At 66.9% G+C, this 21,756-nt stretch carries 22 protein-coding genes; 8 read left to right on the top strand and 14 right to left on the bottom strand.

The window, feature by feature from the left end; translation table 11 throughout:
- Positions 1-55: 55 nt before the first annotated feature.
- Positions 56-1,423 (bottom strand): LLM class flavin-dependent oxidoreductase, encoded by a 1,368-nt coding sequence (locus ACLBYA_RS06705; protein WP_447708568.1) that lies wholly within the window; start codon positions 1,421-1,423, stop codon positions 56-58.
- 127 nt (positions 1,424-1,550) lie between these two features.
- Between ACLBYA_RS06705 and ACLBYA_RS06710 the strand changes: the two genes are divergently transcribed.
- The 4 genes from ACLBYA_RS06710 (at position 1,551) to ACLBYA_RS06725 (ending at position 6,026) form a co-directional block, all read left to right on the top strand.
- The gene (locus ACLBYA_RS06710) at positions 1,551-2,891 is read left to right on the top strand and encodes a sugar ABC transporter substrate-binding protein (RefSeq protein ID WP_447708569.1); all 1,341 of its coding nucleotides are present in this window, start codon (positions 1,551-1,553) and stop codon (positions 2,889-2,891) included.
- Between the two features lies 1 nt (position 2,892).
- Complete coding sequence (locus ACLBYA_RS06715; protein ID WP_447708570.1) at positions 2,893-4,470, top strand: sugar ABC transporter ATP-binding protein; 1,578 nt, start codon at positions 2,893-2,895, stop codon at positions 4,468-4,470.
- 4 nt (positions 4,471-4,474) lie between these two features.
- Positions 4,475-5,494 carry an ABC transporter permease gene (locus ACLBYA_RS06720; protein ID WP_447708571.1) on the top strand — a complete coding sequence of 340 codons (1,020 nt, stop codon included), beginning with the start codon at positions 4,475-4,477 and terminating at the stop codon, positions 5,492-5,494.
- A 73-nt stretch (positions 5,495-5,567) separates the two neighbouring features.
- A complete protein-coding gene (locus ACLBYA_RS06725) occupies positions 5,568-6,026 on the top strand; it encodes a PPOX class F420-dependent oxidoreductase (RefSeq protein WP_447708572.1) in 459 nt (152 codons plus the stop codon).
- Here ACLBYA_RS06725 and ACLBYA_RS06730 read toward each other — a convergent pair.
- From ACLBYA_RS06730 to ACLBYA_RS06765, 8 genes are read right to left on the bottom strand one after another with little or no spacing between them, the layout of a single operon-like run.
- Complete coding sequence (locus ACLBYA_RS06730; protein WP_447708573.1) at positions 5,998-7,068, bottom strand: MSMEG_0565 family glycosyltransferase; 1,071 nt, start codon at positions 7,066-7,068, stop codon at positions 5,998-6,000. The two genes, ACLBYA_RS06725 and ACLBYA_RS06730, sit on opposite strands and share 29 nt — an antisense overlap.
- Before the next feature lies 1 nt (position 7,069).
- A complete protein-coding gene (locus ACLBYA_RS06735; RefSeq protein ID WP_447708574.1) occupies positions 7,070-7,900 on the bottom strand; it encodes a carbon-nitrogen hydrolase family protein in 831 nt (276 codons plus the stop codon).
- Positions 7,901-7,909: 9 nt separating this feature from the next.
- Positions 7,910-9,325, bottom strand: a complete 1,416-nt coding sequence (locus ACLBYA_RS06740; RefSeq protein WP_447708575.1) for an MSMEG_0567/sll0787 family protein — start codon at positions 9,323-9,325, stop codon at positions 7,910-7,912.
- The gene (locus ACLBYA_RS06745) at positions 9,325-10,380 is read right to left on the bottom strand and encodes an MSMEG_0568 family radical SAM protein (RefSeq protein WP_447708576.1); all 1,056 of its coding nucleotides are present in this window, start codon (positions 10,378-10,380) and stop codon (positions 9,325-9,327) included. The genes ACLBYA_RS06740 and ACLBYA_RS06745 overlap by 1 nt, the downstream gene beginning before the upstream one ends.
- A 10-nt stretch (positions 10,381-10,390) precedes the next feature.
- Positions 10,391-11,662 carry an MSMEG_0569 family flavin-dependent oxidoreductase gene (locus ACLBYA_RS06750; RefSeq protein WP_447708577.1) on the bottom strand — a complete coding sequence of 424 codons (1,272 nt, stop codon included), beginning with the start codon at positions 11,660-11,662 and terminating at the stop codon, positions 10,391-10,393.
- Positions 11,659-11,955, bottom strand: coding sequence for an MSMEG_0570 family nitrogen starvation response protein (locus tag ACLBYA_RS06755; RefSeq protein ID WP_447708578.1), 297 nt, complete (start codon positions 11,953-11,955; stop codon positions 11,659-11,661). The genes ACLBYA_RS06750 and ACLBYA_RS06755 overlap by 4 nt, the downstream gene beginning before the upstream one ends.
- Entirely contained in the window at positions 11,948-12,847 is a 900-nt protein-coding gene (locus ACLBYA_RS06760) for a carbon-nitrogen hydrolase family protein (RefSeq protein WP_447708579.1), read from the bottom strand. Before ACLBYA_RS06760 ends, ACLBYA_RS06755 begins: the two co-directional genes overlap by 8 nt.
- Positions 12,848-12,856: 9 nt before the next feature.
- Positions 12,857-13,378, bottom strand: a complete 522-nt coding sequence (locus ACLBYA_RS06765) for an MSMEG_0572/Sll0783 family nitrogen starvation response protein (RefSeq protein WP_447708580.1) — start codon at positions 13,376-13,378, stop codon at positions 12,857-12,859.
- A 319-nt stretch (positions 13,379-13,697) separates the two neighbouring features.
- On the opposite strand from ACLBYA_RS06765, the gene ACLBYA_RS06770 reads away from it, so the two are divergent.
- Positions 13,698-14,558, top strand: a complete 861-nt coding sequence (locus ACLBYA_RS06770) for a LysR family transcriptional regulator ArgP (RefSeq protein WP_447708581.1) — start codon at positions 13,698-13,700, stop codon at positions 14,556-14,558.
- Here the strand turns inward: ACLBYA_RS06770 and ACLBYA_RS06775 are convergent.
- Together ACLBYA_RS06775 and ACLBYA_RS06780 are read right to left on the bottom strand one after the other, a co-directional pair.
- Positions 14,544-15,473 carry an acyl-ACP desaturase gene (locus ACLBYA_RS06775; protein WP_447708582.1) on the bottom strand — a complete coding sequence of 310 codons (930 nt, stop codon included), beginning with the start codon at positions 15,471-15,473 and terminating at the stop codon, positions 14,544-14,546. The genes ACLBYA_RS06770 and ACLBYA_RS06775 overlap by 15 nt on opposite strands.
- Positions 15,474-15,553: 80 nt before the next feature.
- The gene (locus tag ACLBYA_RS06780) at positions 15,554-16,519 is read right to left on the bottom strand and encodes a ferritin-like domain-containing protein (RefSeq protein WP_447708583.1); all 966 of its coding nucleotides are present in this window, start codon (positions 16,517-16,519) and stop codon (positions 15,554-15,556) included.
- A 188-nt stretch (positions 16,520-16,707) separates the two neighbouring features.
- On the opposite strand from ACLBYA_RS06780, the gene ACLBYA_RS06785 reads away from it, so the two are divergent.
- Entirely contained in the window at positions 16,708-17,268 is a 561-nt protein-coding gene (locus ACLBYA_RS06785) for a TetR/AcrR family transcriptional regulator (RefSeq protein WP_447708584.1), read from the top strand.
- Here the strand turns inward: ACLBYA_RS06785 and ACLBYA_RS06790 are convergent.
- Positions 17,258-18,253 carry an Acg family FMN-binding oxidoreductase gene (locus tag ACLBYA_RS06790; RefSeq protein ID WP_447708585.1) on the bottom strand — a complete coding sequence of 332 codons (996 nt, stop codon included), beginning with the start codon at positions 18,251-18,253 and terminating at the stop codon, positions 17,258-17,260. The genes ACLBYA_RS06785 and ACLBYA_RS06790 overlap by 11 nt on opposite strands.
- Before the next feature lie 48 nt (positions 18,254-18,301).
- Positions 18,302-18,931, bottom strand: coding sequence for a TetR/AcrR family transcriptional regulator (locus tag ACLBYA_RS06795; protein WP_447708586.1), 630 nt, complete (start codon positions 18,929-18,931; stop codon positions 18,302-18,304).
- A 56-nt stretch (positions 18,932-18,987) separates the two neighbouring features.
- On the opposite strand from ACLBYA_RS06795, the gene ACLBYA_RS06800 reads away from it, so the two are divergent.
- Positions 18,988-20,016 (top strand): Rieske 2Fe-2S domain-containing protein, encoded by a 1,029-nt coding sequence (locus ACLBYA_RS06800; RefSeq protein ID WP_447708587.1) that lies wholly within the window; start codon positions 18,988-18,990, stop codon positions 20,014-20,016.
- Positions 20,013-21,089, top strand: coding sequence for an NAD(P)H-dependent amine dehydrogenase family protein (locus ACLBYA_RS06805; protein WP_447708588.1), 1,077 nt, complete (start codon positions 20,013-20,015; stop codon positions 21,087-21,089). The genes ACLBYA_RS06800 and ACLBYA_RS06805 overlap by 4 nt, the downstream gene beginning before the upstream one ends.
- Here ACLBYA_RS06805 and ACLBYA_RS06810 read toward each other — a convergent pair.
- Positions 21,082-21,678: a TetR/AcrR family transcriptional regulator gene (locus ACLBYA_RS06810; protein ID WP_447708589.1), complete on the bottom strand. Its 597-nt coding sequence runs from the start codon at positions 21,676-21,678 to the stop codon at positions 21,082-21,084. The two genes, ACLBYA_RS06805 and ACLBYA_RS06810, sit on opposite strands and share 8 nt — an antisense overlap.
- Positions 21,679-21,756 lie beyond the last annotated feature (78 nt).

Consider the following 21,756-nt stretch of genomic DNA (forward strand, 5'->3'; position numbering starts at 1 on the left):
GTTTGCGCACACTCTGTAACGCTCACCGTTACCAAAGTGTGCGCAAATCGCGGGCTCAGGCCGGGGTGAACGCGCCGCGGTAGCGCGCCGCCGGGTGTCGCTCGTTGATCAGGTCCGCACCGAACAGCTTGGCCCGCACGGTGCCGGGGGAGTACTCGCGCTGCGCCAGCCCGCGGGCCTGCAGCACCGGGGTCACATGCTCGACGAACTCCGCGTAACTGCCCGGGATGGTGGCGTTGACGACGTTGATCCCGTTCACACCGGCGTCACGCCAGCGCTGCAGCTGGTCGGCGATCGACTCCGGGGTGCCGACCACCCGCGAGTTCCGGCCCTGCAGCAGACCGAGATCGCGGACCGTGGCGTCGCGGCCCGTGACGGATTGCTGCACCCACTCGACGATGCTGCGGGTGCCATCGGTACGGCCGATATCGCCGAGCGGGGTGTCCAGGTCGTGCCCGCCGAAATCGACACCGACCGCACCGGACAGGTGGGCGACCATTCCGTCGAGATCGATCGCCTCGTCCAGCTCGGCCTCCTTGCGCCGGGCCTCGGCCTCGGTGCTGCCGATCACAAAATGCAGGCCCTGGAAGAACTTCAGGTCGTCACGCTTGCGGCCGGCCGCCACCACGCGGCGGCGGGTGTCCTCGATCAGGTCACGGGCCTGCTCGGGTCCGGGACTGATGATGAACTGTGCCTCGGCATGTTTGGCCGCGAAATCACGCCCGGCCGAGGATGATCCGGCCTGGAAAAGGATGGGTGTGCGCTGCGGGGACGGTGCGACCAGGTGCGGGCCCTCGACCCGGTAACGCTTGCCGACGTGATGGATCTTGTGGATCTTGCTGAAGTCGCCGTGCAGGCCGCGTTCGCGGTCCTGCAGCAGCGCGCCGTCATCCCAGGAGCCCTCCCACAGTTTGTAGGTCACGTCGACGTATTCGTCGGCCCACCGGTAGCGCTCGTCGTGCTCCTCCAACCCGTCGTAGCCGAAGTTGCGGGCGGCGTTCTCCAGACCACTGGTCACGATGTTCCAGGCGATGCGGCCGTCGGAGGCATGATCGAGGGTGGAGATCTTGCGGGCGAAGTTGAACGGATGGTCCTGGATCACCGAGCTGGTGACGGCGATGCCGAGATCGGTGGTGTTGTAGGCGATCGCCGAGGCGATGACGCTGGGATCGTTGCTCGGGATCTGCAGCCCGGTCTGCACGTACTTCTCGTACGAGCCCCCGTAATCGCCGTACAACCCGACAACATCGGCGAAGAAGATGAAGTCGAAACGCCCGTGTTCCAGGAGCTTGCCCAGTTCGACCCAGTGGTCCAGCGAGTTGAAGTTGGTCTGGCCCGCGTCGGGTTGACGCCACAGTCCCTGCAGGATATGCGAGGTGGTATTCATGACGAAGGCCGAGAAATGCAGTGCGGAGGTGCCCATCCGAGAGAACGTCGCCGCTGAACACGTCTGCGGCAAGACTTTCGCTCATCCTGCGTTCGAGTCACGGTAATTCTTATGCTGCGCCAGATGCTCGGCGAAATCGGCTGACGCGGCTAGCTTCTGCCGAATGACTTCCGATGATCGGCGCGCCATCGACTCCGTGCTGGAGCGCCTCGACACCTACGGGCTGGGCCGCCGGCAGTTCGTCAAACTGTTGGCGGGGAGCACCGCCGCGCTGGCCGCCGCGGGCGCGTTGACCGCTGTCGGGCGCCGCGATGCCGCCCGCGGTGGAGCCGTGGCCTACACCGATGGCCAGTTCGCACTGCTGAACTGGTCGTCCACGGGTGACTATCAGGTGCAGTGGGCCAAGGCATTCCAGGACGCCGCCACCCAGCTCGGCTACAAACCGGTGGTGCTCGACGGCAAGAGTGACGCCGCGGTCCAGTCCAACCAGTTCAACCAGTTGCTCACCCAGAAGACGACGGCAGTCTTCGTCGGCCTCAACGACCCCGGGTCACTGCCGACGCTGGCCCACGATGCCAACGACCGCGGTGTGCTGTTCCAGGCGGCCTGGAACTCGCCGGCCTGGTACACCCCGTGGCACAGCGATGTCTACGGCGACAAGTACAACAGTTTCCTGATGCCCGACGAGTACATCTCGGTCGGCAAGGCCGTCGACGTGCTGGCCAAACAGATCAACGAGGAAGGCACCGTCGTCCGGGTGGGCGGCTATTACCCGTCGATCGACGGCTGCGAGGTGCAGCGTCGGCTGGCGGTGCACGACACTCTGAAGAAGTACCCGAAGATCAAGTTCGCCGGTGAACTGCACGCCAAATACGATGCCGATTTGTCCCAGCGGGCCGCCGCGTCCCTGCTGGCCCGCTACCCCGACACAGTCGGCATCGTCGCCGTCAACGACGACGCGGCCACCGGTGTGGTCGCCGGAATCGAGGCCGCAGGCAAGGTCCCCGGCAAGGATGTGTTCGTCGTCGGCGCCAACGGATCCACCGCAGGAATCGACCGGATCGTCAAGGGCACCCAGCTGGTGACCACCGGCAATGTGCCCGCCTACCCGTCGTTTGTCACCCTGGCCCAGTTCCACGACCGGCTCAACGGCTGGAAACCCGAAGCTGCTGAACGCTTTTACGGATGGCACGCCGAGATCATCACCGCCGACAACGTGCAACAGTTCAAGTCCCGCTACGTCGACGGCCCCATCGCCGAATCGTTCGACGTCCGGCTGCTGTCCCGGACCGAACACCCCAAGGATTTTGACCTGCAGTTCGACGGATACCCGGTCGAGGATCTCGAGACCATCTGGCCCGGTGTTCCCAAACCCGACGGATTCGAGTACCCGCAGTCCTACCTCGACGCCCAGCGCAACGGTGATTTCGACCGGATCCGTGCCCTCTACAAGGACCACTACCGCACACCGGTTCTCGGTCCGTCCCCATACAAGAAGGTGTGATGTGACCGTCAAGGAGAACACACCCCGGCTGCTGGCCCACGACATCGTCAAGACCTTCGGTGCCAACCGGGCGCTCAAGGGTGTCGACCTGACCGTGGGTGACGGTGAGGTGGTCGGGCTGATCGGGGAGAACGGCGCAGGCAAGAGCACCATCCTCAACATCGTGTCCGGTGTACTGCCGTTCGACTCGGGCACCCTGCAACTCGACGGTCGCGATATCGCACCCAAGAGCTATCAGGAAGCCAACCGGCTCGGCATCTTCCGGGTGTTCCAGGAGGCAGCGCTGATCGACTCGCTGCCGGTGTACCAGAACGTGTTCTTCGGTTGGGAGCAGCTGTTCCGCACCCGGCTCGGCGGTCTGGATCACCGGGCGTTGCGCCGGGCGGCCGCCGAGGCCCTGGGCAAGGCCGATGTCGACGGTGTCGACATCGATGCGCCGACCGGTCTGTTGGCCCCCGGGCAGAAGCAGAGTCTGGACATCGCGCGGGTCACCGCATTGGCTGAGCTGCTCGAAGTCCAACGACCCGTGGTGCTGTTCGACGAGCCGACCACCGCGCTGGATTCCGAGCACGAGGACAACTTCCTGCTGCTGCTCCAACGGTTGCGCGGGGTCGCCGCGGTGGTCTTCGTCTCGCATCGACTGCCGGAGATCATTGAAACCACCGATCGCATCACGGTGTTCAAGGACGGTGAGTCGGTGGCGGACCGGCCGACCGCCGGTATCGACGAGAACGAGTTACACCGGCTGATGGTGGGTCGGCTGCGCACCGAGAACTACTACCGCGAGAACCTGCAGACCGAGATCACGTCTGTCGAACCCCGATTGACCGTCGAGGCGGTGGCCGGTGCCGGCGTGTTACGTGACGCGACCCTGCAGGTGGCACCCGGTGAGATTCTGGGTCTGGCCGGCACGGAGGGTTCGGGTAAACGGGTTCTCGGCGAGATCATCGCCGGCGCAGTGCGTCCCACTGCGGGCAGGGTGGTGGTCAACGGGCGCGAGGTGTCCGGCGGCATCGGCGATCACGTGCGGGCCGGCATCGCGTACGTACCCCCGGATCGGTCCGAGAAGGGCCTGGTGACCTCGTCCTCCATCGTCGACAACATCCAATTGGCGTCACTGCATGACCATTTCGCGACCAAACGCGTCGGCTTGTGGGCGGTGGGACGAGCCCGCAAGGTGGCCGCACAGTACGTCGAGGAACTGGGCATCGTGGCCGAGAGCATCGACGCCCCGGTGTCCTCGCTGTCCGGGGGCAACGCCCAGAAGGTCCTGATCGCCAAATGGCTGCTGCGCAAACCCGATGTGCTGGTGCTCGACGAACCCACCCAGGGGGTCGACACCGGAGCCCGCGAGGGCATTTACGACCTCCTGCGGCAGGTGGCGGCCGAGGGCACCGCGGTGGTGCTGGTCAGTGACGATCTGCCCGAACTGATCGGCCTGTCCAACCGGGTGGCCGTCATCACCGAGGGACGTCTGGTGGCCGTCGTCGACGCGCCACCAGATGCCAAACCCGACGAACACGACCTCGTCGCGCTGATGATCCCGGGCGCGACTCCCGTTCCTACTACCACCGGATGAGACCATGACCACTGAACTGACCCGTCCCGCAAGTGATCCCACGTTCATACCGGATGACAAACCCGAAGGGTCGCCATTGAGCAGGCTCAACGTGGTGCGCGATGTGCTGCCGCTGGCCGCGCTGCTCGCACTCGTGGTGTTCTTCTCGGTGCGCGCCGAGGCGTTCCTGTCGGCAGCCAACCTGACCCTGATCAGCGGCCAGGCCGGCATCCTGCTGTTGGCGTCGCTAGGCGCCACCCTGGTGATCGTGGCGGGCAGTGTCGACCTGTCGGTCGGCTCGATCGCGCTGCTCACCGGCGCGGTGGTCGCTTCGCTGATCAACAGCGGGTTCGGCAGCCCCATCGTGGTGCTGCTCATCGCCATCGTGGTGGGGGCGGCCATCGGTCTGATCAACGGGGTGGTGTTCGCCTACGGCCGGGTGCCGTCGTTCATCGCCACCCTCGGCACGTTGTCGCTGTTCGCCGGTATCGGGCTGACTGTCCTGCAGGGCAGCACCATCAACTTCACCAACCAGGCCGTCCGCGATCTGGCCATCGGGCAGTTCATCCCCAATATCCAGAACGCCGCCCTGATCGCGCTGGTGACCCTCGGCGTGGTGTGGTTCCTGGCCCGGCGCACCCGGTTCGGGCTGTACGTCTATGCCATCGGCGGCAACGAGCGCGTCGTGGAACTCGCCGGCGTGCGGACCGCCCGGGTCAAGGTGCTGATCCTGGTGGTCTCGGGCATCACCGCTGGATTGGCCGGGTTGCTGCTCACCGCGCAACTGGGCGCGGCCGGGCCGACGCTGGGCTCGACCATTCTGCTGGACTCGATCGCGGCCATCGTCATCGGCGGCACTGCCCTGTCCGGTGGTGTCGGCGGTGTGGGGCGCACGGTGCTCGGCGTGCTGATCCTGACGGTGCTGTCCAACGGACTCAACCAGATCGGCGCGGCCGACTACACCCAGACCATCATCAAGGGTCTGGTGATCATCGTGGCCGCGGTGTTCACGATGGCCTCACAGCGCAAGCTGATCGTCAAGTAACTCGCGATTTGTGGCGTCTTACCCGTAACCATTACGGGTAAGACGCCACAAAACGCGTGGGTAGAGTTGCCCCATGGCCCGTACCTACGCCACCGCCGACCAGGTATCCCGCGACACGCTGCTGGATTTCGTCCGGCCCCGGCACAACATGATCCTGACGACCTACCGTTCGGACGGTTCGGTGCAGAGTTCCCCGGTCACCGGCGGGGTCGACGAGCAGGGCCGCATCGTGGTGGCCAGCTACCCGCAGCGGGCCAAGTCGGTGAACATCGGTCGGATCCCACGGGCCAGTGTGCTGGTGCTCTCCGACGAGTTCCACGGCGCGTACGTGCAGATCGACGGCGACGCCGAACGCATCGACCTGCCCGAGGCCGTCGAACCACTGGTCGACTACTTCCGCGCCGTCGCCGGCGAACACCCGGACTGGGACGAATACCGCCAGGCCATGGTCGATCAGGGAAAGTGCCTGCTGCGCATCACCCCTCGGCGGTGGGGTCCGGTGGCTACCGGAGGTTTCCCGCCGCCGAAGTGAGGCCGGCATAGAAGTCCAGATGCGCCCGCGCGGCCGCGTCCCAGGTCATCGACTGGGCCAGCGCACGACCGGGACGCGGGTCACCGGGTTCGGTCAGCGCCGCGGCGAATTGCGCCGCGAATCCGGCGGCGTCCGCGGCGTAGCGCACGGTGTCACCGAACACCTCGCGCAACACCGGAAGGTCGCGGGTCACCACCGGCCGACCGGCGGCCAGCGCCTCCAGCGCGGCCAACCCGAAGCCCTCCTTGGTCGACGGGAATGCGAACACCTCGCAGCCGGCCACCAGCCCCGGCAGTTCGTGATCGGCGATGGCACCGAGGATGACAGGTTCGATACCCAAGGCCGTGCAACGGGATTCGAAGGCATGCCGATAGTCGCGGTAGTCGAACAACGTCTCGCCGCCGGCGATGACCAGGCGCAGCTCCGGATGGTCGCGGCGCAGCAGGGCGTACGCCTCGACCAGATCCAGCGTGCCCTTGCGTGGTTCGATGCCGCCGACCGTCAGCAGGTACGGGCTCAGGTCGCGCGCCGGCACCACGTCGATGAAGCGTTGTGCGTCAACACCATTCGGGATCACCGTCGGCTCCAAGCCCCAGCCTTCGTACACTTCGGCGGCGACGGCCGCCGACACACAGATCCGGGCATAGGGTTCCACGATGGCCTTCTCGTGGCATTCGGCGAGGATGGGCGTGGTGAACTCGTCGAGGTGGTGGATGGTGCGGATACATCTACCCACCGCGTTGGCGCTGATGCAATCCTGGGCGTGCACGATGTCGTAGTCGGCCGGTGTGAACGCCCGGCGCAGCACATCGATCGAGCGGACGATGCGGTCGGTCACGGTGTCACCCGGCAGGTCGGTGAACTCCACCAGTCGGACCGTCACTGCCGGGTCCACCGTCCGGAAGAAGCCGACGTCGCCGGCACGGGCCAACGACCACACCGTCACGTCGGCACCGCGGCGGGCCAACGCCTCGGCCAGGTTCAGTGTGTGCACGACCCCACCGCGCGGTTTCGTCGAATAGGTCAGCAGAGCGATGCGCATCTCAGCCCCGATAGACGGCCGGTCGCAGTTCGGCCAGGTGGTTCAACACCTTTCGGGCCCGGGTGATCTCTTGCTCGACGTCGATCTCGATCTTGGCCAGCCCGCCCTTGGACCGGGTGGTGGCCAGGATATCGCCGCCGGGTCCGACGATCTTGGCCTGGCCCAGGAAACGCAGATTCCCCATCACCCCGGTCTGGTTGGAGGACACCAACACCACCTGGTTCTCGGCGGCGCGTGCGCAGTCGTACAGGTCGAACAGTCGCGACTGCCGGTCGGCGGGCAGTCGGGAGGCCCGGTCGGTGATGCTGGCCGGCCAGGCCGACAGCGCGGCGATGATGTGCGCGCCGTCGAGCGCCAGCGTCCGGGCGGCCTCCGGGAACGTCTTGTCGTAGTCGATGAGCATCCCCACCCGCCCCACCGGGGTGTCGAAACTGCCGAACCGGTCGCCGGCCAGATAGGTCAGCGCCTCACCGGCCGGTTGATGCACCTTGCGGTAGCTGCCCAACACACCGTCGCCGGACACACACATCGCGGCGTTGTACCGGGTCCCCCCGGCCGCGGCCTCGGCGTACCCGACACACACCGTCATCGGTCCGGCGGCGGCGATCACGGCGGCGATCTCCGGACCGTCGGGGTCCAGCGCCGGCGGCGGATCATCGGGGTCGGGTGCGGTGAAGTCACCGATGTAACCGCCCAAGCAAGCGTCGGGCAGCACGAGCAGGTCGACACCGTCGCGGGCCGCCGATTCGATGATCCCGACGACCTTGGACACGCCTCGGTCGACGTCGCGTCCGAAATGTGCTGCGACCGCACCCAAGGTGACCGCTGCCATACGCTCCCCTCAGGCCGGTCCGATACCGGTGACCGGCGACGTCAGCACGGTCGTGGTCACCTCGTCCGGCCAGCGTAGGCGCACACCGTGGCCCGCGGTCAACGACCCGCAGTCCGCGCCGACCACACCATCGGGCAAGGGCACCGGCTGCTGAGCTCCGGCGGTCAACATGGCGTAACCCGGGAAGCAGGTCAGCCACGCGCCGACCGCCGCACTGTGCGGTCGCGGTACCGTCGCCACGTCCAGTTCGGCTCCCGTCCCGCAGGCTTCGGCGAGCATGCCCAGTGTGCCGACGATGCCGGCCATGCTGACGTCCTTGGCCGCCCGCGGCCGCATCTCGTCGACCAGACGCGTCATCGCCGCCAGGTCCGTCGCCGACCGAGCGCTGGTCGAATCCCACTGTTTGCCGGTGTATCCCGGCCGCCAGGTACCGCTCAGGTCGGCGGTCAGCCGGACGCGGTCACCGACCCGCCCACCGCCGGCGGGCACCGGATCGGAGGTGCGCCCGAGCGCGGTGACCGCGAGTGCTGCAGGCACCCCGACTTGGGTGTGCCCACCCAGCACGGGGACCCGCCAGGCCGCGGAGGCGGCGGTGATCCCGCCGATGATGCGGTCCAGCAGTTGTCGGGTCGGTGCCCCGACCGCGTCGAGCAGACCGGTCGGGGTGGCCCCCATCGCGGTGAGATCGTTGACATTGACCAGCACCGAGCACCAGCCGGCCCATTCCGGGTCGCGTTCGACCATGGACGGGATGATGGCGTCGCAGGCCGCGATCAGGTCGGTGCCGGGCACCGGGGCGCCGTCGTCGCCGACGAATCCGGCCGGGCCCAGACCACCACGGATGGCGCGCAGTGGTGCCAGGGTATCGCCGAGGAACGATTTGGTGGCTGCGGTCAGGCGTTGGAAAGGATTGAGCGGGAAGCGCATCCGGGTGTGGGGCCGATCGGCGACCGAATCGTCACCGAGGCGGTGCCAACCCAGCGCGGTGAACATCGGCTGGTAGCGGGTCTGCACGCAGGCCTCGAACCTCAGCACACCGGCCGACTCGACATGGGCGCATGCGGCCCGGACGAGCGCCGGCCCGACCCCGGCGGACCGGGCGGCCGGGGAGGCCACCAACCGGCTGCCGGTCCACCAGCCCAGGTCGACCTCGCCCACCGGCGCCAACCGGACACCGCCGAGCACCGAACCGTCGTTTGCCTTGGCCACCAGTACCACGGTCCGGGGATCGGCATCGATATCGTCGGTGTCCGAACCTGCGAAAAGACCCTGCTGCTCGACGAACTCGGCGCGGCGCAACCGGTGGTACCCGGCCAGATCGGCGCCTTCGGCGCGGCGGATGAAAAATAGCGCCTTCGGTCGGGACCCGGCCAGGATGGACAGGTCCGCGGGGGAACCGGTCGTACTGGCGTCGAAGTGGATCATCAGGCGCCCAGCCCCTGCAGCACCGAACACGCCCCACAGGCCGCGCACCCCGCGCGCTGGTCGGCACCGGCCATGCCCGCCATGGACAGCAGTGCGGCCACCTCACGGGACACCTTTTCGACCACCGCCGCCTCGGGGGCCGGCGCCCCGTCGACCTCGACCGCCAGCGATCCGGCCTGCGGGCGGTAGGGCACGACGAACGGATAGACGCCCATCTCGATCAGTTCCGCTGCACCGGAGACCAATTCATCCGGATCCTCGCCGAGGCCGACCAACAGATAGGTGGACACCTGGTTGCGGCCGAAAACCCGCACCGCCTCCCGCCACGCCGCGCGGTACTGCTCCAGCGGCACGGTGGCCTTGCCGGGCATCCAACGACCCCGTACCGCGTCGTCGAGGGACTCGACGTGGATGCCGATCGCGTCGGCGCCGGCGGCCCGCAGATCGCTGATCACCGACAGATCAGCGGGCGGCTCGCACTGGACCTGGATGGGTAGCCCGGGAACGGCCTCCTTGACCGCACGCACACAACGCGCAAGGTGTTTTGCACCGCGGTCGGTTCCGGCCGAGGTTCCGGTGGTCATCACCATCTGTGTCACTCCGTCCAACCGCACCGCGGCCGCCGCGGCCTCGGCGAGCTCGGCTGGTCGTTTGACCGCGGTGGTCGCGCCGGAACGCAGCGACTCCTCGATGGTGCAGAACCGGCAGCGCTGGTCCTCGGTGTAACGGATGCAGGTCTGTACGACCGTGGTGGCCAGCACATTGCGGCCGTGCAACCGTGCGAGCTTTTCGTAGGGCACACCCTCGGCGGTCTTCAGGTCGTAGAACTGGGGCCGGTCGATGACCTCGACGTCCAGACCGGTGTCCTCGCCGTCGAGCAGTACCCGGGTCCCGTCGAAGACGAAGGGGCTGGTGGCGTTCCGTGGGATCGCCGCATTGAGCCCGTCGATCACGAGATGGCCGTCGGCGCTGGGGCCCGCGCCGGCGGTGCGGCTGACCGGTGGTTGGCCGCGGAAACCGAGCAGGGCCAGGTCGACTCTGGTGGAAACGGACATCAGCTGACCCCTAACTGGCCGAGGCGATCGGATGGAAGCTGCGCTGCGCCACGATGACCGCGTCGGCGATGTGCCGGGCATCACGATCGACGCCGAGGAACCGTCCGGAGCCCCAGGTGTGCATCCATGGCAGACCGACGAAGCTCAGGCCGGGCACCGCCGTGATACCGCGGGTCTGCATGGGCCTGCCGGCACCGTCGAAGGCGCTGGCCTCGATCCAGCGGTAGTCCGGGTGATAGCCGATGGCCCACACCACACTGGTGATGCCCTCGGCTACCATATCCATTGTGGTGGTCTCGGTTTCGGGCACCCACACCGGCTCGTACCGTGATGGGGGTGGCGCCTGGATGCCTTCCCTGTCGATGTGGGCGTCGATATCGGCGCAGATCGAGTTGTACACCGAGTCGGCGTGATCCAGAGCCGCGGTCAGGGTCGGCGCGAAGCGCAGGGTGCTGTCCTTACCGTCGGACAGCGTGCCGTACAAGCGCATACCCTCACGCGCAAACTGGCGCAGGTCGACATCGCGGCCGCCGTCGCGGCCGGTGACATAGTGGTTGGTCTTCTCGATCGCGGCCTTGCCGCCTGGGTACTGGGCGGCGGACCGGTCGTAGAGTCCCATATCGGACAGCCAGGTCATGCAGTCACGGCCGCGATAGCTACGGGCGACTCGGGGCGCGCCGCCCACCGCAAGATGCACGGTGCGGCCGGCCAGGTGCAGATCCTCGGCGATCTGAGCACCGGACTGGCCGGTGCCGACGACCAGCACGGCCCCGTCGGGCAGCTGGTCGGCATTGCGGTACTGCTCGGAATGCAGCTGCTGCACACCGGGATCCAGTGATCCCGCCCAGCCGGGGATGACCGGTAGCGGATAGCCGCCGGTGGCGATGACGGCGTGCTCGCAGATGATGGTCTCGGTGCCGGTCGGCGAGCGCACGGTCAACTCGAACCCGCCGTCGGGATGGTTGGACAGCCGGGTGACACGGGTGTGGGTGCGGACCGGCGGATCGAAGGTCCGCAGCCAGCCCGCCAACCACTCGACCACCTCGTCGCGGGTCATGAAGCCATCCGGGTCGGGTCCGTCGTAGCTGTAACCCGGCAGCCGGCAGTGCCAGTTGGGGGTGACCAGGGTGAAGTTGTCCCAACGGGTGGCGGCCCAGGCATGTGTCGGGGTCGCGGCCTCCAGGACCACGTGCTCGATCCCGGCACGGCCCAGGTACCAGCTGACCGACAGTCCGGCCTGGCCGCCGCCGATGACGGCGACCGGGATATGTGTGGTGGTCATTTCTGCTCCAGGGGCGGATGCATCGCGGTGATCTCGATCAGGGAGTCTGACGGGAAATTCGCTGCGGCGCTGCTGATCCGCGCATTGGTCTCGGCGGCCGAAGTGCAGGCGAACCCGAACTTGGTCCGGACCCGGTCGCTGGCCTCGCCCATGGCGCGCCCGGTGCGGTCGACCAGATCCCCGACGGTGTACTGGGTGCCGATGCTCAGGTAGTCGTGCACCACCAGGCTGGGGGAGTAACAGCGTTGGGTGCTGCCGTCGGGCCAGCGCACCTCGAAAGTCATCTCAGGCATGGGCCGGCGCCTGCCAGTTGGCCTCGTGGACGGCGGTGGGTTGAGTGAGCGGACCGTACACGTCGGGCCTGCGGTCCCGCAGGTGGAACATCCCGGCCCGGGTGGTGCGGAAGGTGGCGTCCAGGTCGACGTCGGCGATGGCCATCCCGCTGTCCAGCAGTGTGGTGGCCAGGATGTTGCCACCCGGATCGACCACCTTGGCGTTACCGACGTAGCGCAGCGAACCGAAAGTGCCGCTCTGGTTGGAGGCGATCCAGAACACCTGGTTGTCCAGGGCGCGCGCGGTATCGAACAGGTTGAACCGGTAGGTCCAGCGATCGTCCTGCAGATTCTGCGCCGTGGCGGTGCGGGCTGCCGGCCAGGCCGACAGGCTGGCGATGATCTGAGCACCGTCCAGGGCCATCAACCGGGCCGCCTCGGGAAAGGCCTTGTCATAACAGATCTGCAGCCCCACCCGGCCGACCGGGGTGTCGAACACCCCGTACCGGGAACCGGCGGAATAGGACATGCCCTCACCCAGGGGTTGGTGCACCTTGCGGTAGGCGCCGTACACCTGCGTGCCGTCGAGCACCGCGGCGGTGTTGTACCGGGTCTCACCATCTTCGGCCAGCTCGCAGAAGCCGATCGCAATGGTCAGTTCGCCGATGATCTGCTGCACCCGGGCGATTTCCGGGCCGTCCAGCCGAATGGCCGGTGGCAGAGCCCGTTTGGTGGTCTTGACGGTGTCGCCGTGGTTGCCCAGCGAGGACAGATAGCCGCCGATCGCAGCCTCGGGCAGCACCAGGAAGTCCACGCCGGCGGTGCGAGCCTGCTCGGTGAGCGAGGCGATGAGTGCGTAGTTCTGTTCGAGGTCCCGGGTGAAGTTCGCCGAGACGGCGGCAAGGGTGGTCACGTCGATTCTCTAGACCATGTAGGTGGAGTTGATGATCGCGCCCTTGCGTGCGTAGTAGATCAGCGCGTCCTGGACATCGAGCGGGTGGGCGGGGATGACACCCTCGATCAGATCCTCCTCACGCCCGCCGTGCAGGCCGAGCCCGAAGCGGCAGCAGAACACCGTGCCGCCCTCCTTGATGAAGGTGGCCAGCGCGTCGTTGATGTTCTGCTCGCCCGGGAATCCGGAATCGCCGGTGGTCGGAAAGCCCCGGGTGGCAAGGCAGTTGATGGCACCCGGGCCGTAGAAGTAGAGCGCCGATTCGAAGCCTTTGCGCAGTGCGCGGGTGGCTTGCAGGACGGCGACGAAGGAGACCGACGACTCGTGGGCGATGCCGTGGACCAGGGTGAAGTAGCTCTCGCCCTCTTCGGCCTGGTAGTCGGGGAAGATCTTGGTGCCGCCGTAGATGCTGGTGCCCTTGGACAGTGACGGGTGCGGGATCTCGGCCAGCGAGGTGGCGATGTTCTCGGTGATGGCGGTGTCAAAAGACATGAGGAACTCCATTTTTGGTGATCGGTGGGTCTCGACGAGCGCGGTGGCGGCGATGCCTGTTGCCGTTCTCGGCTGGTTCCCATTCAAGGCGCCGGGTGTTGCGCGGTGGTTAGCGCTGGAATACGAATACATTGCCGTCGGCTCACTCCGGAAACCTGGATGAAACATGAATTGTTCTGTGCCACAACGAAAAATAGCCCAGACGTGGAACGTCCGGGCTGCAGGCAGCGGTTCAAAAATAGATAGTACACCATTGATTAGTGGGCCATATAGTTCGGATTCGACCCGTCGGCGCGGCGGTGGGGGCTAGCCTGATGGTGTGAAGCTGGACAGCCAACAACTGGCGGCCTTCGCCGCTGTGCTGGAGCTGGGTAGCTTCGATGCGGCGGCCGAGCGTCTGCATGTCACGCCGTCCGCGGTCAGTCAGCGGATCAAGGCGCTTGAGCAGCGGGTGGGCCAGGTGCTGGTGGTCCGGGAGAAACCCTGCCGCCCGACCGCGTCCGGTGTCCCCATCCTGCGGCTGGCCGCCCAGGTGGCGATCCTGGAGTCGGAGGCGTTGGCAGAGACCGCCGGTGGTTCGGCGGCCCGTACCCGGATATCGGTGGCGGTCAATGCGGACTCGATGGCGACCTGGTTCACCGCGGTGTTCGGGCTGCTGCCCGAGGTGCTCTTCGATGTCCGGATCGAGGATCAGGATCACTCGGCACGGTTGTTGCGGGAGGGCGCGGTGATGGGAGCGGTCACCACCGAACGCACCGCGGTACCGGGCTGCCGGGTCCAGTCACTCGGGGTGATGCGCTACGTACCGGTCGCCTCGGTGGATTACGCGGCGCAGTACCTGTCCGAGGGATTCACCGCGGCGGCGGTGGCCGACGCCCCGTCGCTGGCCTGGAACCGCGATGATGCACTGCAGGACAAGTTGATCCGCAAGGCATTCCGGCGTGATGTGCACCGTCCCGTGCACTATGTGCCGACCGCCGAGGGGTTCGGCGCAGCGGTACGGGCGGGGCTGGGGTGGGGCATGTACCCCGAACAACTCGTCGGCGCTGATTTCGTCCAGGTCACCGACGTCTATCTGGACGTACCGCTGTACTGGCAGTGCTGGAAGCTCGACAGCGCGCTGGTCGGCTCGATCAGCACCGCGGTCACATCGGCGGCGGGGACGCTACGCCGTCGATGACGTAGCTGACGCCGCGCGGGCCAGCGCCTTCTCCTCGTAGTAGCGCGCCCGCTGGTCCAACAGGGCCAGGAAGTCGGCGAGCTCGGTGCGCGCCCGCTCACCCTCGGGCCCCAGATCGGTACGTTCGAAGACGCGCCAGAACCGCAGCACCGGAGCCAGCACCTCGTCGTGGTGGATCCGCAGGTCGTAGATGCCGGCCTTGGCGATCAGGATCGAATTCTCAGCGAAATCCGTCATTCCCGCACCGGGCATGGTGAAACCGATGACTTCGTCGCGGATGGCGGCCACCGCGGCATCGGGCGCGATGTCGAGCGCCGCGGACATCAGGTTGCGGTAGAAGACCATGTGCAGGTTCTCGTCGGCGGCGATTCGGGCCAGCAGTTGATCGGCGATCGGGCAGCCCGAGGCACGCCCGGTGTTGCGGTGCGACACCCGGGTGGCCAGTTCCTGGAACGACACGTAGGCCAGCGCTGCCAGCGGCGTCTTGTCTCCGGAGTCGTAGCCGGCGATGGTGTGCTCCATCCGCAAGGCCTCCAGTCGCGACGGGTCCACCCCGCGGGTCACCACCAGGTAATCACGTAGGGCGATGCTGTGCCGTCCCTCCTCTGCTGTCCACTGGCCGACCCAGGTGCCCCAGGCGCCGTCGCGCCCGAAACGGGTGGCGATCTCGCGGTGGTAGGACGGCAGATTGTCCTCGGTCAGCAGGTTGACGGTGAGGGCGGCCTTGGCCACCGGGTCCAGCGGGGAATCTTCGGGTGCCCAGTCCTGCCCGCCCAGGAAGGCGAAGTCCCGGCCGCGGCTCCACGGCACGTAATCATGTGGATCCCAAGGCTTTACGAGGGATAGATGACGGTCCAGGTTCTGTGCGACGACCGGTTCCAGCTCGTGCAACAGGGTGGTCTGCAGATCCGACATGGCGCCTCTCCGTCCCTTGAAAGCAGTAACCTACGGTTGCGTAAGTTACGGTACCGTAGGTTGCTGCGGGAGTCGAGGGATCAGTCGATGCCGACGATCTCCGCGGCAATGGTGCTCAGCCGTGACTGTGCTGCGGACACCACACGCTGACGGTCCTTGTGGACCTCCTCGTAGGCGACGATCTCGCGGATGTCGGCGGGCTCGGTCAGATCCTTGACCGCAGACACCGCGTCGGCGACATTCAGCTCGTCATATCCGGTGATCGGGAGCTCGGCGGCTTCCAGCACACCGGCTTTGCCGCGCAGCGTGTGCAGGGCGTCGGCGATCTCGTCGGCACCCTCGCGACGGCTGATCTTCTCGGCAGCCGACAGCGCGGCATCGCGTGATGCGGCGATCGTCTTCACCGCGACCTCGCCGGCATGGCCGCCGCGGGCCAGCGCATCGTCCACGGCCGGTCGCGTCGCGCGAACAGTACGCAGCACACGGTCGATCGCCTGCCCGGCGAGCAGGCCGGGCAGATTGGCCAGCTTCACCGCGGCGCCGGCGGCGGCCTGAAAGGGCGTGCGGCGCAACGCTGCCGGGCCGCCGAGTGCATCCTCGGCGAGGACGGTGGTCAGCCAGGTCACGGTGGCACTGTGCGCGGTGATCAGCGAGTCGGCCAGTTCGGTGACCTGGGTGTCCCCGGCGGCGACCGCCAGCGACTTCAGGTAGCGCGAGCGATCGACCAGAACGTGTTCCAGGGCCAGATCGCCCAGGAGCGCTTCGGCGAACGGTTCGGCCTGCTCGGTGAGGGCCTTGACCGCCGCGGCGGCCCGCCCCACGATCGGTCCCAGAATGCTGGGTGAGCCGCCGAGGTCCCGAATCGTCGCCTCGATGAGGGCGGCGCGTTCACGTGCGTTGGCGGCGTTCTTGGACAGCTCCTCGTGCACCGCATCGGTGCGGGCCTGAGTGGTGCGGAACTCGGCGATCTGGATCTCGGTGCTCGTGAGTTCGAGCAGGGTGCGCAGGTTGGTGATGAGCGTGGGCGTAGTAACGATGTCGGTCATGAATCCTCCCCTGTGGATAGACCGGATGGGTCGGTGCGGATGCACCTCGCTCATTCGGCTACCCGTCCCGAGCGGCATTGACACGGCCGACACGCGGATGTGGCCCAGGTCTCGATCCGCGGCTATGTCGACTGTAATACTCCCCCTTCAAGGCGATATATGACAGACGACATAGAACGATGAGCAGCATGACACCCCAGACGAGTTCCCGGGATCGGATGGTGGCGGGTGCGGCGGACCTGCTGGCCCGCCGCGGCCTGACGGCGATGAGTGTGCGCGAGCTCGCCCGGCACGCCGATGCGCCGCTGGGCTCCACGTACCACCACTTTCCGGGTGGGAAATCCCAACTTGCCACTGAGGCCGTCCGGTGGGCCGATGGCCAGACGGCGGCCGTGCTGCGCGCGGCGATGGCGGCCGGTCCGCAGGCCGGTTTGCGCGCCGTGCTGGGGATGTGGCGGACGGCTCTGCTCGACAGCGACTATCAACGGGGATGCCCGGTGCTGGCCGTTGCGGTGCACCAGGACGCCGACGATGCGGCGCGGGATGCGGCGGTGTTCGCCTTCAGCAACTGGACGGCGCTGCTGGCCGCGGCGCTGCACGAGCGCGGAATGGCCCGACCCGAGGCCGCCGATCTGGCCACGTTGATCGTCGCCGCCGCCGAAGGTGCCGTCGCGATGTGCCGCGCCGAGCGCAGTGTGCAGCCCCTCGACGTCGTGGGCGTTCAGCTGGAGAAGCTGCTCACACCTTGACCCGCAATACATCAGACAAAGGACGCCGGGGCGTCGGCGGGGCGATCTCGTCCAGTTCCGGTGCGACACCGACACGGACCACCACCTGGGGATGTTCCCGGTTCACCAGGGCGCCGACGACGCCCCGGCTGGCCGGAACCTCGGTCAGGTGGCTCAGCGTGCAGGAGGCGAGCCCGGCCGCGGTCGCATCCAGCAGCAGCGCCGAGAGCGCCTCACCGCACCGCAGGATGTCGAGCCGGGTGTCCGCCGGCGCGGAGATCACGACCAGCTGAGCCTGGTCCTCGGTGACGCTCCGTCGGCGCTCCGGATGCTGGGTGACCGGGAAGCTGCGCCCGACATCGACCCGGTCGGCCTCGGCGGCCGATACCAGGGAGCTGTGCGGGATGCCGTCGGCGACCTCGAACGGCGATGTCCACCAGTCCATCTCGTGATGGTAGGCAGAATCGTAGAGGCGCAGGGCATCGGTCAGCTGGGATGCGTCGGCGACGGTGGCCCGGTCGGCGGGATCGATGACGTCGACGGCGGCGATCTCCGGATCGAAGGACGCCTGCAGCATCAGCTGGTAGGCCGCACAGTCGACCGGTGCCACCAGCGGCAGGCGATCGGTGCGGCGCTGCAGGATCGCGTCGGCTCGCCGGTGTTGCTCGGCACTGACTTCGGCCGCCGCGGTGAACGTCACGGTGGCCAGGTGATGGTGGTCCCCGGCAACCGGGTATCGCGAGATATGTGCCGTCAGGCCTGCGGCGGCCGTGGCCACCCGGAAATGATCCAGTGCCGCGCCACAACTGATGACGGCCTGGCGGCCGCTGGCATCGGTGGCGACCAGACGGTCGGGATCCAGGAACAACTGCACGCCGTCGGCGGTGATGACCCACCGCCACGGTTGGCTGTTGTGATACGACGGCGCACGGCAGGCAAGATGCACCGCATCCTCGATGAGGGCCACGGGCGCCACGGGAGACTTTGTGTGCGGTGTTGCTGCCATGCCCTCAGTCTGCGACCGCGCCCGTAATCCGGATAGGGTCGGAAGTCCCTAACTGCGGGCCGAGGACTCAAGGTAGGCGACGATCGCCCCGGCCAGCCCGCGACGGGCCTCGTCGAGGTCGATATAACTACCCAGCTGCCGTTCCGAGGTGATACCGCGCATCGCCCCGGGGATGAACAGCGCAACCTCGCGGACCCGGGCGGTGTCGACATCCAGATCGGCAAAGGCCTTCTGGCAGGACACGATCCACGTCAGTTGCCAGGATGCCAGTTCGGCCGCGGTCTGCGGGAACAGGCGTTCCAATTCGGCGCTGTCGCGGGGCAGCGCCGCCCGCAGGTTCTCGATGGCGCGGGAATCGGTGGCCGTCAAACCGTCGTAGAGCAGATCCAGGATGGCGGTGACGCGCTCGGCCAGGGTGCCGTGCGGCGCGGCACGTGACGGCAGTTCACCGCGGCGCTGCGCGGTGTACTGCAACACCGCTGCCCACAGGCCGTCGATATCGCCGAACTGGTACTTCACGGTGCCCCAGGTGGCGCCCGCGTCCTTGGCGATCCGGTTGCCCGACACCGATCCGGGCTCACCGGATGCCAGGGCATGCAACGCGGCCTTCAGCATGGTCTCCCGGGTGGCCTGACCGCGCCTGTTGGCGCGGCGCTCGGTGGTCGCCGGTTCGGTCACCCGGGCGATGCTACGCGAGTATTGACTTTCATAGAACCCTCTGTGATTCTCGCATCATGGCGAAGCCCCCGCTTTCGATGAAGCCGACGGGTTGGTTCCAGGTGGCCTGGTGCGACGAGATCGGTATCGGCGCGGTGCACCGGATGACCTACTTCGACCGCGAGATGATCGCCTGGCGGGCGCAATCCGGGCGGTTGACGGTGATGGACGCCTACTGCGAACATCTCGGCGCGCATCTGGGGCACGGTGGACACGTCGAGGGCGAGGTCATCGAGTGTCCGTTTCACGGCTGGCAGTGGAATCACCAGGGCCGCAACGTCTGCATCCCCTACCAGGACCGGCCCAACCGGGGCCGTCGGGTGCGCACCTATCCGGCGGTGGAACGGAATGCATCGGTGTACATCTGGCATGACACCGAGGGCCGTGAACCGTACTTCGACCCGCCCGACATCTTCGCCGATTTCGGGGACCGGACCGAGCAGGACTACTACCCGCAGCAGCGGCTGTTCCGGCAGGGCCTGGAGATCCACCCGCAGTACGTCCTGGAGAACGGCGTCGATTTTGCACATTTCAAGTTCGTGCACAAGACGCCGATCGTGCCGGTGTTCACCCGGCACGATTTCGCCGAACCGGTGTCCTATGTGGACTTCACCATCACCTTCGAGGGTGATGACGGACAGCGGATCGAAGACGTCAACAGCGGTGTGGAGGCCATCAACGGCGGTCTCGGGATCGCCGTCACCAAGAGCTGGGGCATGGTCGACAATCGCACCATCTCGGCGGTCACCCCGGTCGACGACCGTACCTCCGACGTGCGGTTCATGGTCTACATCGGGCGCACGCCCGGCCGTGACGATCAGCGCGCCGAGGACAAGGCGCGGATGTTCGGCGACGAGGTGATCCGACAGTTCGCGCAGGACATCGATATCTGGCGCTACCAACGCTATTCGGACCCACCCGCGCTGGCCGCCGCGGAGTTCGAAGGGTTCACCGCCATTCGCAAGTGGGCCATGCAGTTCTATCCCGACGGTCTCGGCGGCTCCGCCGCGGATCTGGCAAAAGTGAGGAAAGTGGACACGCTATGACCGAACCGATCCGCGTCTTCCAGGTCGCCACCGGCAACCTGGGCAGTGAGATGATCAAGCGCATCGCCGCCCGCTCCGACCTCGAACTCGTCGGCCTGCACTGTTATACGCCGGAGAAGATCGGCCGGGACGCCGGCGAGATCGTGGGCGTGGAACCCAATGGCGTGATCGCCACCGGCACGGTAGACGAGATCATCGCGGCGAAGCCCGACGTACTGACCTTCCACGGCGTGTTCCCGGACGAGGACCTCTACGTCAAAGTTCTTGAGGCAGGCATCAATATCGTCACCACCGCGGACTGGATCACCGGATGGCACCGCGACAACAACCATCCACACCACTCCGGTCGACCGGTATCGGAGGTGCTGGCCCAGGCGTGCGAACGTGGCGGATCCACCTTCTACGGCACCGGGATGAACCCGGGACTGAACCAGATCCTGGGTGTGGTGTGTTCGGCGGATGTCGCCGAGATCGAGAACGTCACCACCATCGAATCGGTTGACGTGTCCTGCCATCACAGTCGCGATACCTGGATCGAGGTCGGATACGGTATGCCCGTTGATGATCCGAGTATCCCGGGCAAGCTGCGCAAATACACCGAGGTGTTCGCCGACAGTGTCCGGCTGATGGCGGACTGCTTCGACCTGGATCTGGACGAGGTGACCTTCAGCTACGAACTCGGCGCCTGCACCAAGGATGTCGACCTGGGCTGGTACGTGCTACCCAAGGGCTCGCTGGGCGGCAACTACATCAAGTATCAGGGCATGGTCGACGGGGTGTCCCGCGTCGAGACGCATCTTGAATGGCAGATGACCCCGCACACCGACCCGAGCTGGGATATCAAGGGCTGCTACATCACCCAGATCAAGGGTGATCCGTGTGTGTACAACAAGCACATGATCTTCCCCAAGCCCGGGGTGGATCTGTCCGACCCGACCAGTTTCGCCTCGATCGGCATGACGGTGACCGGCCTGCCCGCGCTCAATGCGATCCGGTCGGTGGTCGCCGCCCCACCGGGGCTGCGCACCAGTGCCGACATCCCGCTGCGCGGTTTCGCCGGACGGTTCAAGTAGCCTCCAGCGCCGGCCCGACCCAGCGTCGCAGATACGCCCGAAGTTGGGCGGGTGAGCGGGGTGGGTCGGCCGGCGCGATCACCATCGACTGGATGTTGCGCAACAGGAACTCCACGAGTTCGTCGAGGGACCGATCGTCGTAACCGAGTGCGGCCCAGTCGATATGGGTGTGCTGCAGGGTGACCCGGCAGTGGTCGATGATCTCGGGCGCCAGCATGTTGCGACTGAAGACGTTGGACCGGTCATTGGCCAGCAGCAGTTCCAGCAGCGGCTCGTCGGGCAGGCGCTCGATGATATGCGCCACCACCTCGACCAGCTGTCCGGTGGCATCCAGCGACGCGGTCATCGCGCTGATCTGTGCGACAAAGCCTTCCAGCGTGAGCTCGGCGACGGTGGCGAACAACTCCTCGGTGCTGGCGAAGTATCGGTAGATGGTGCGGCGGGTGACGCCGAGCGAGTCTGCCACCTCCGAGAGGGTGGTCTGGGCGGCGCCGCGGGCATCGATCATGGTGCGCGTGGCATCGACGATGCGCTTGCGTGCCTCGGCGTCATCGGTCGGCGGCGCACCCGCCCAGCCCTTACGTCCCATGCCCTTGACTCTTCCAGATCGGGCGGCTAACAATTCACATGTAACACGAAACGCTAATGTGTGTAATGACTTGTGGAG

The organism is Mycobacterium sp. C31M, from assembly GCF_053345865.1.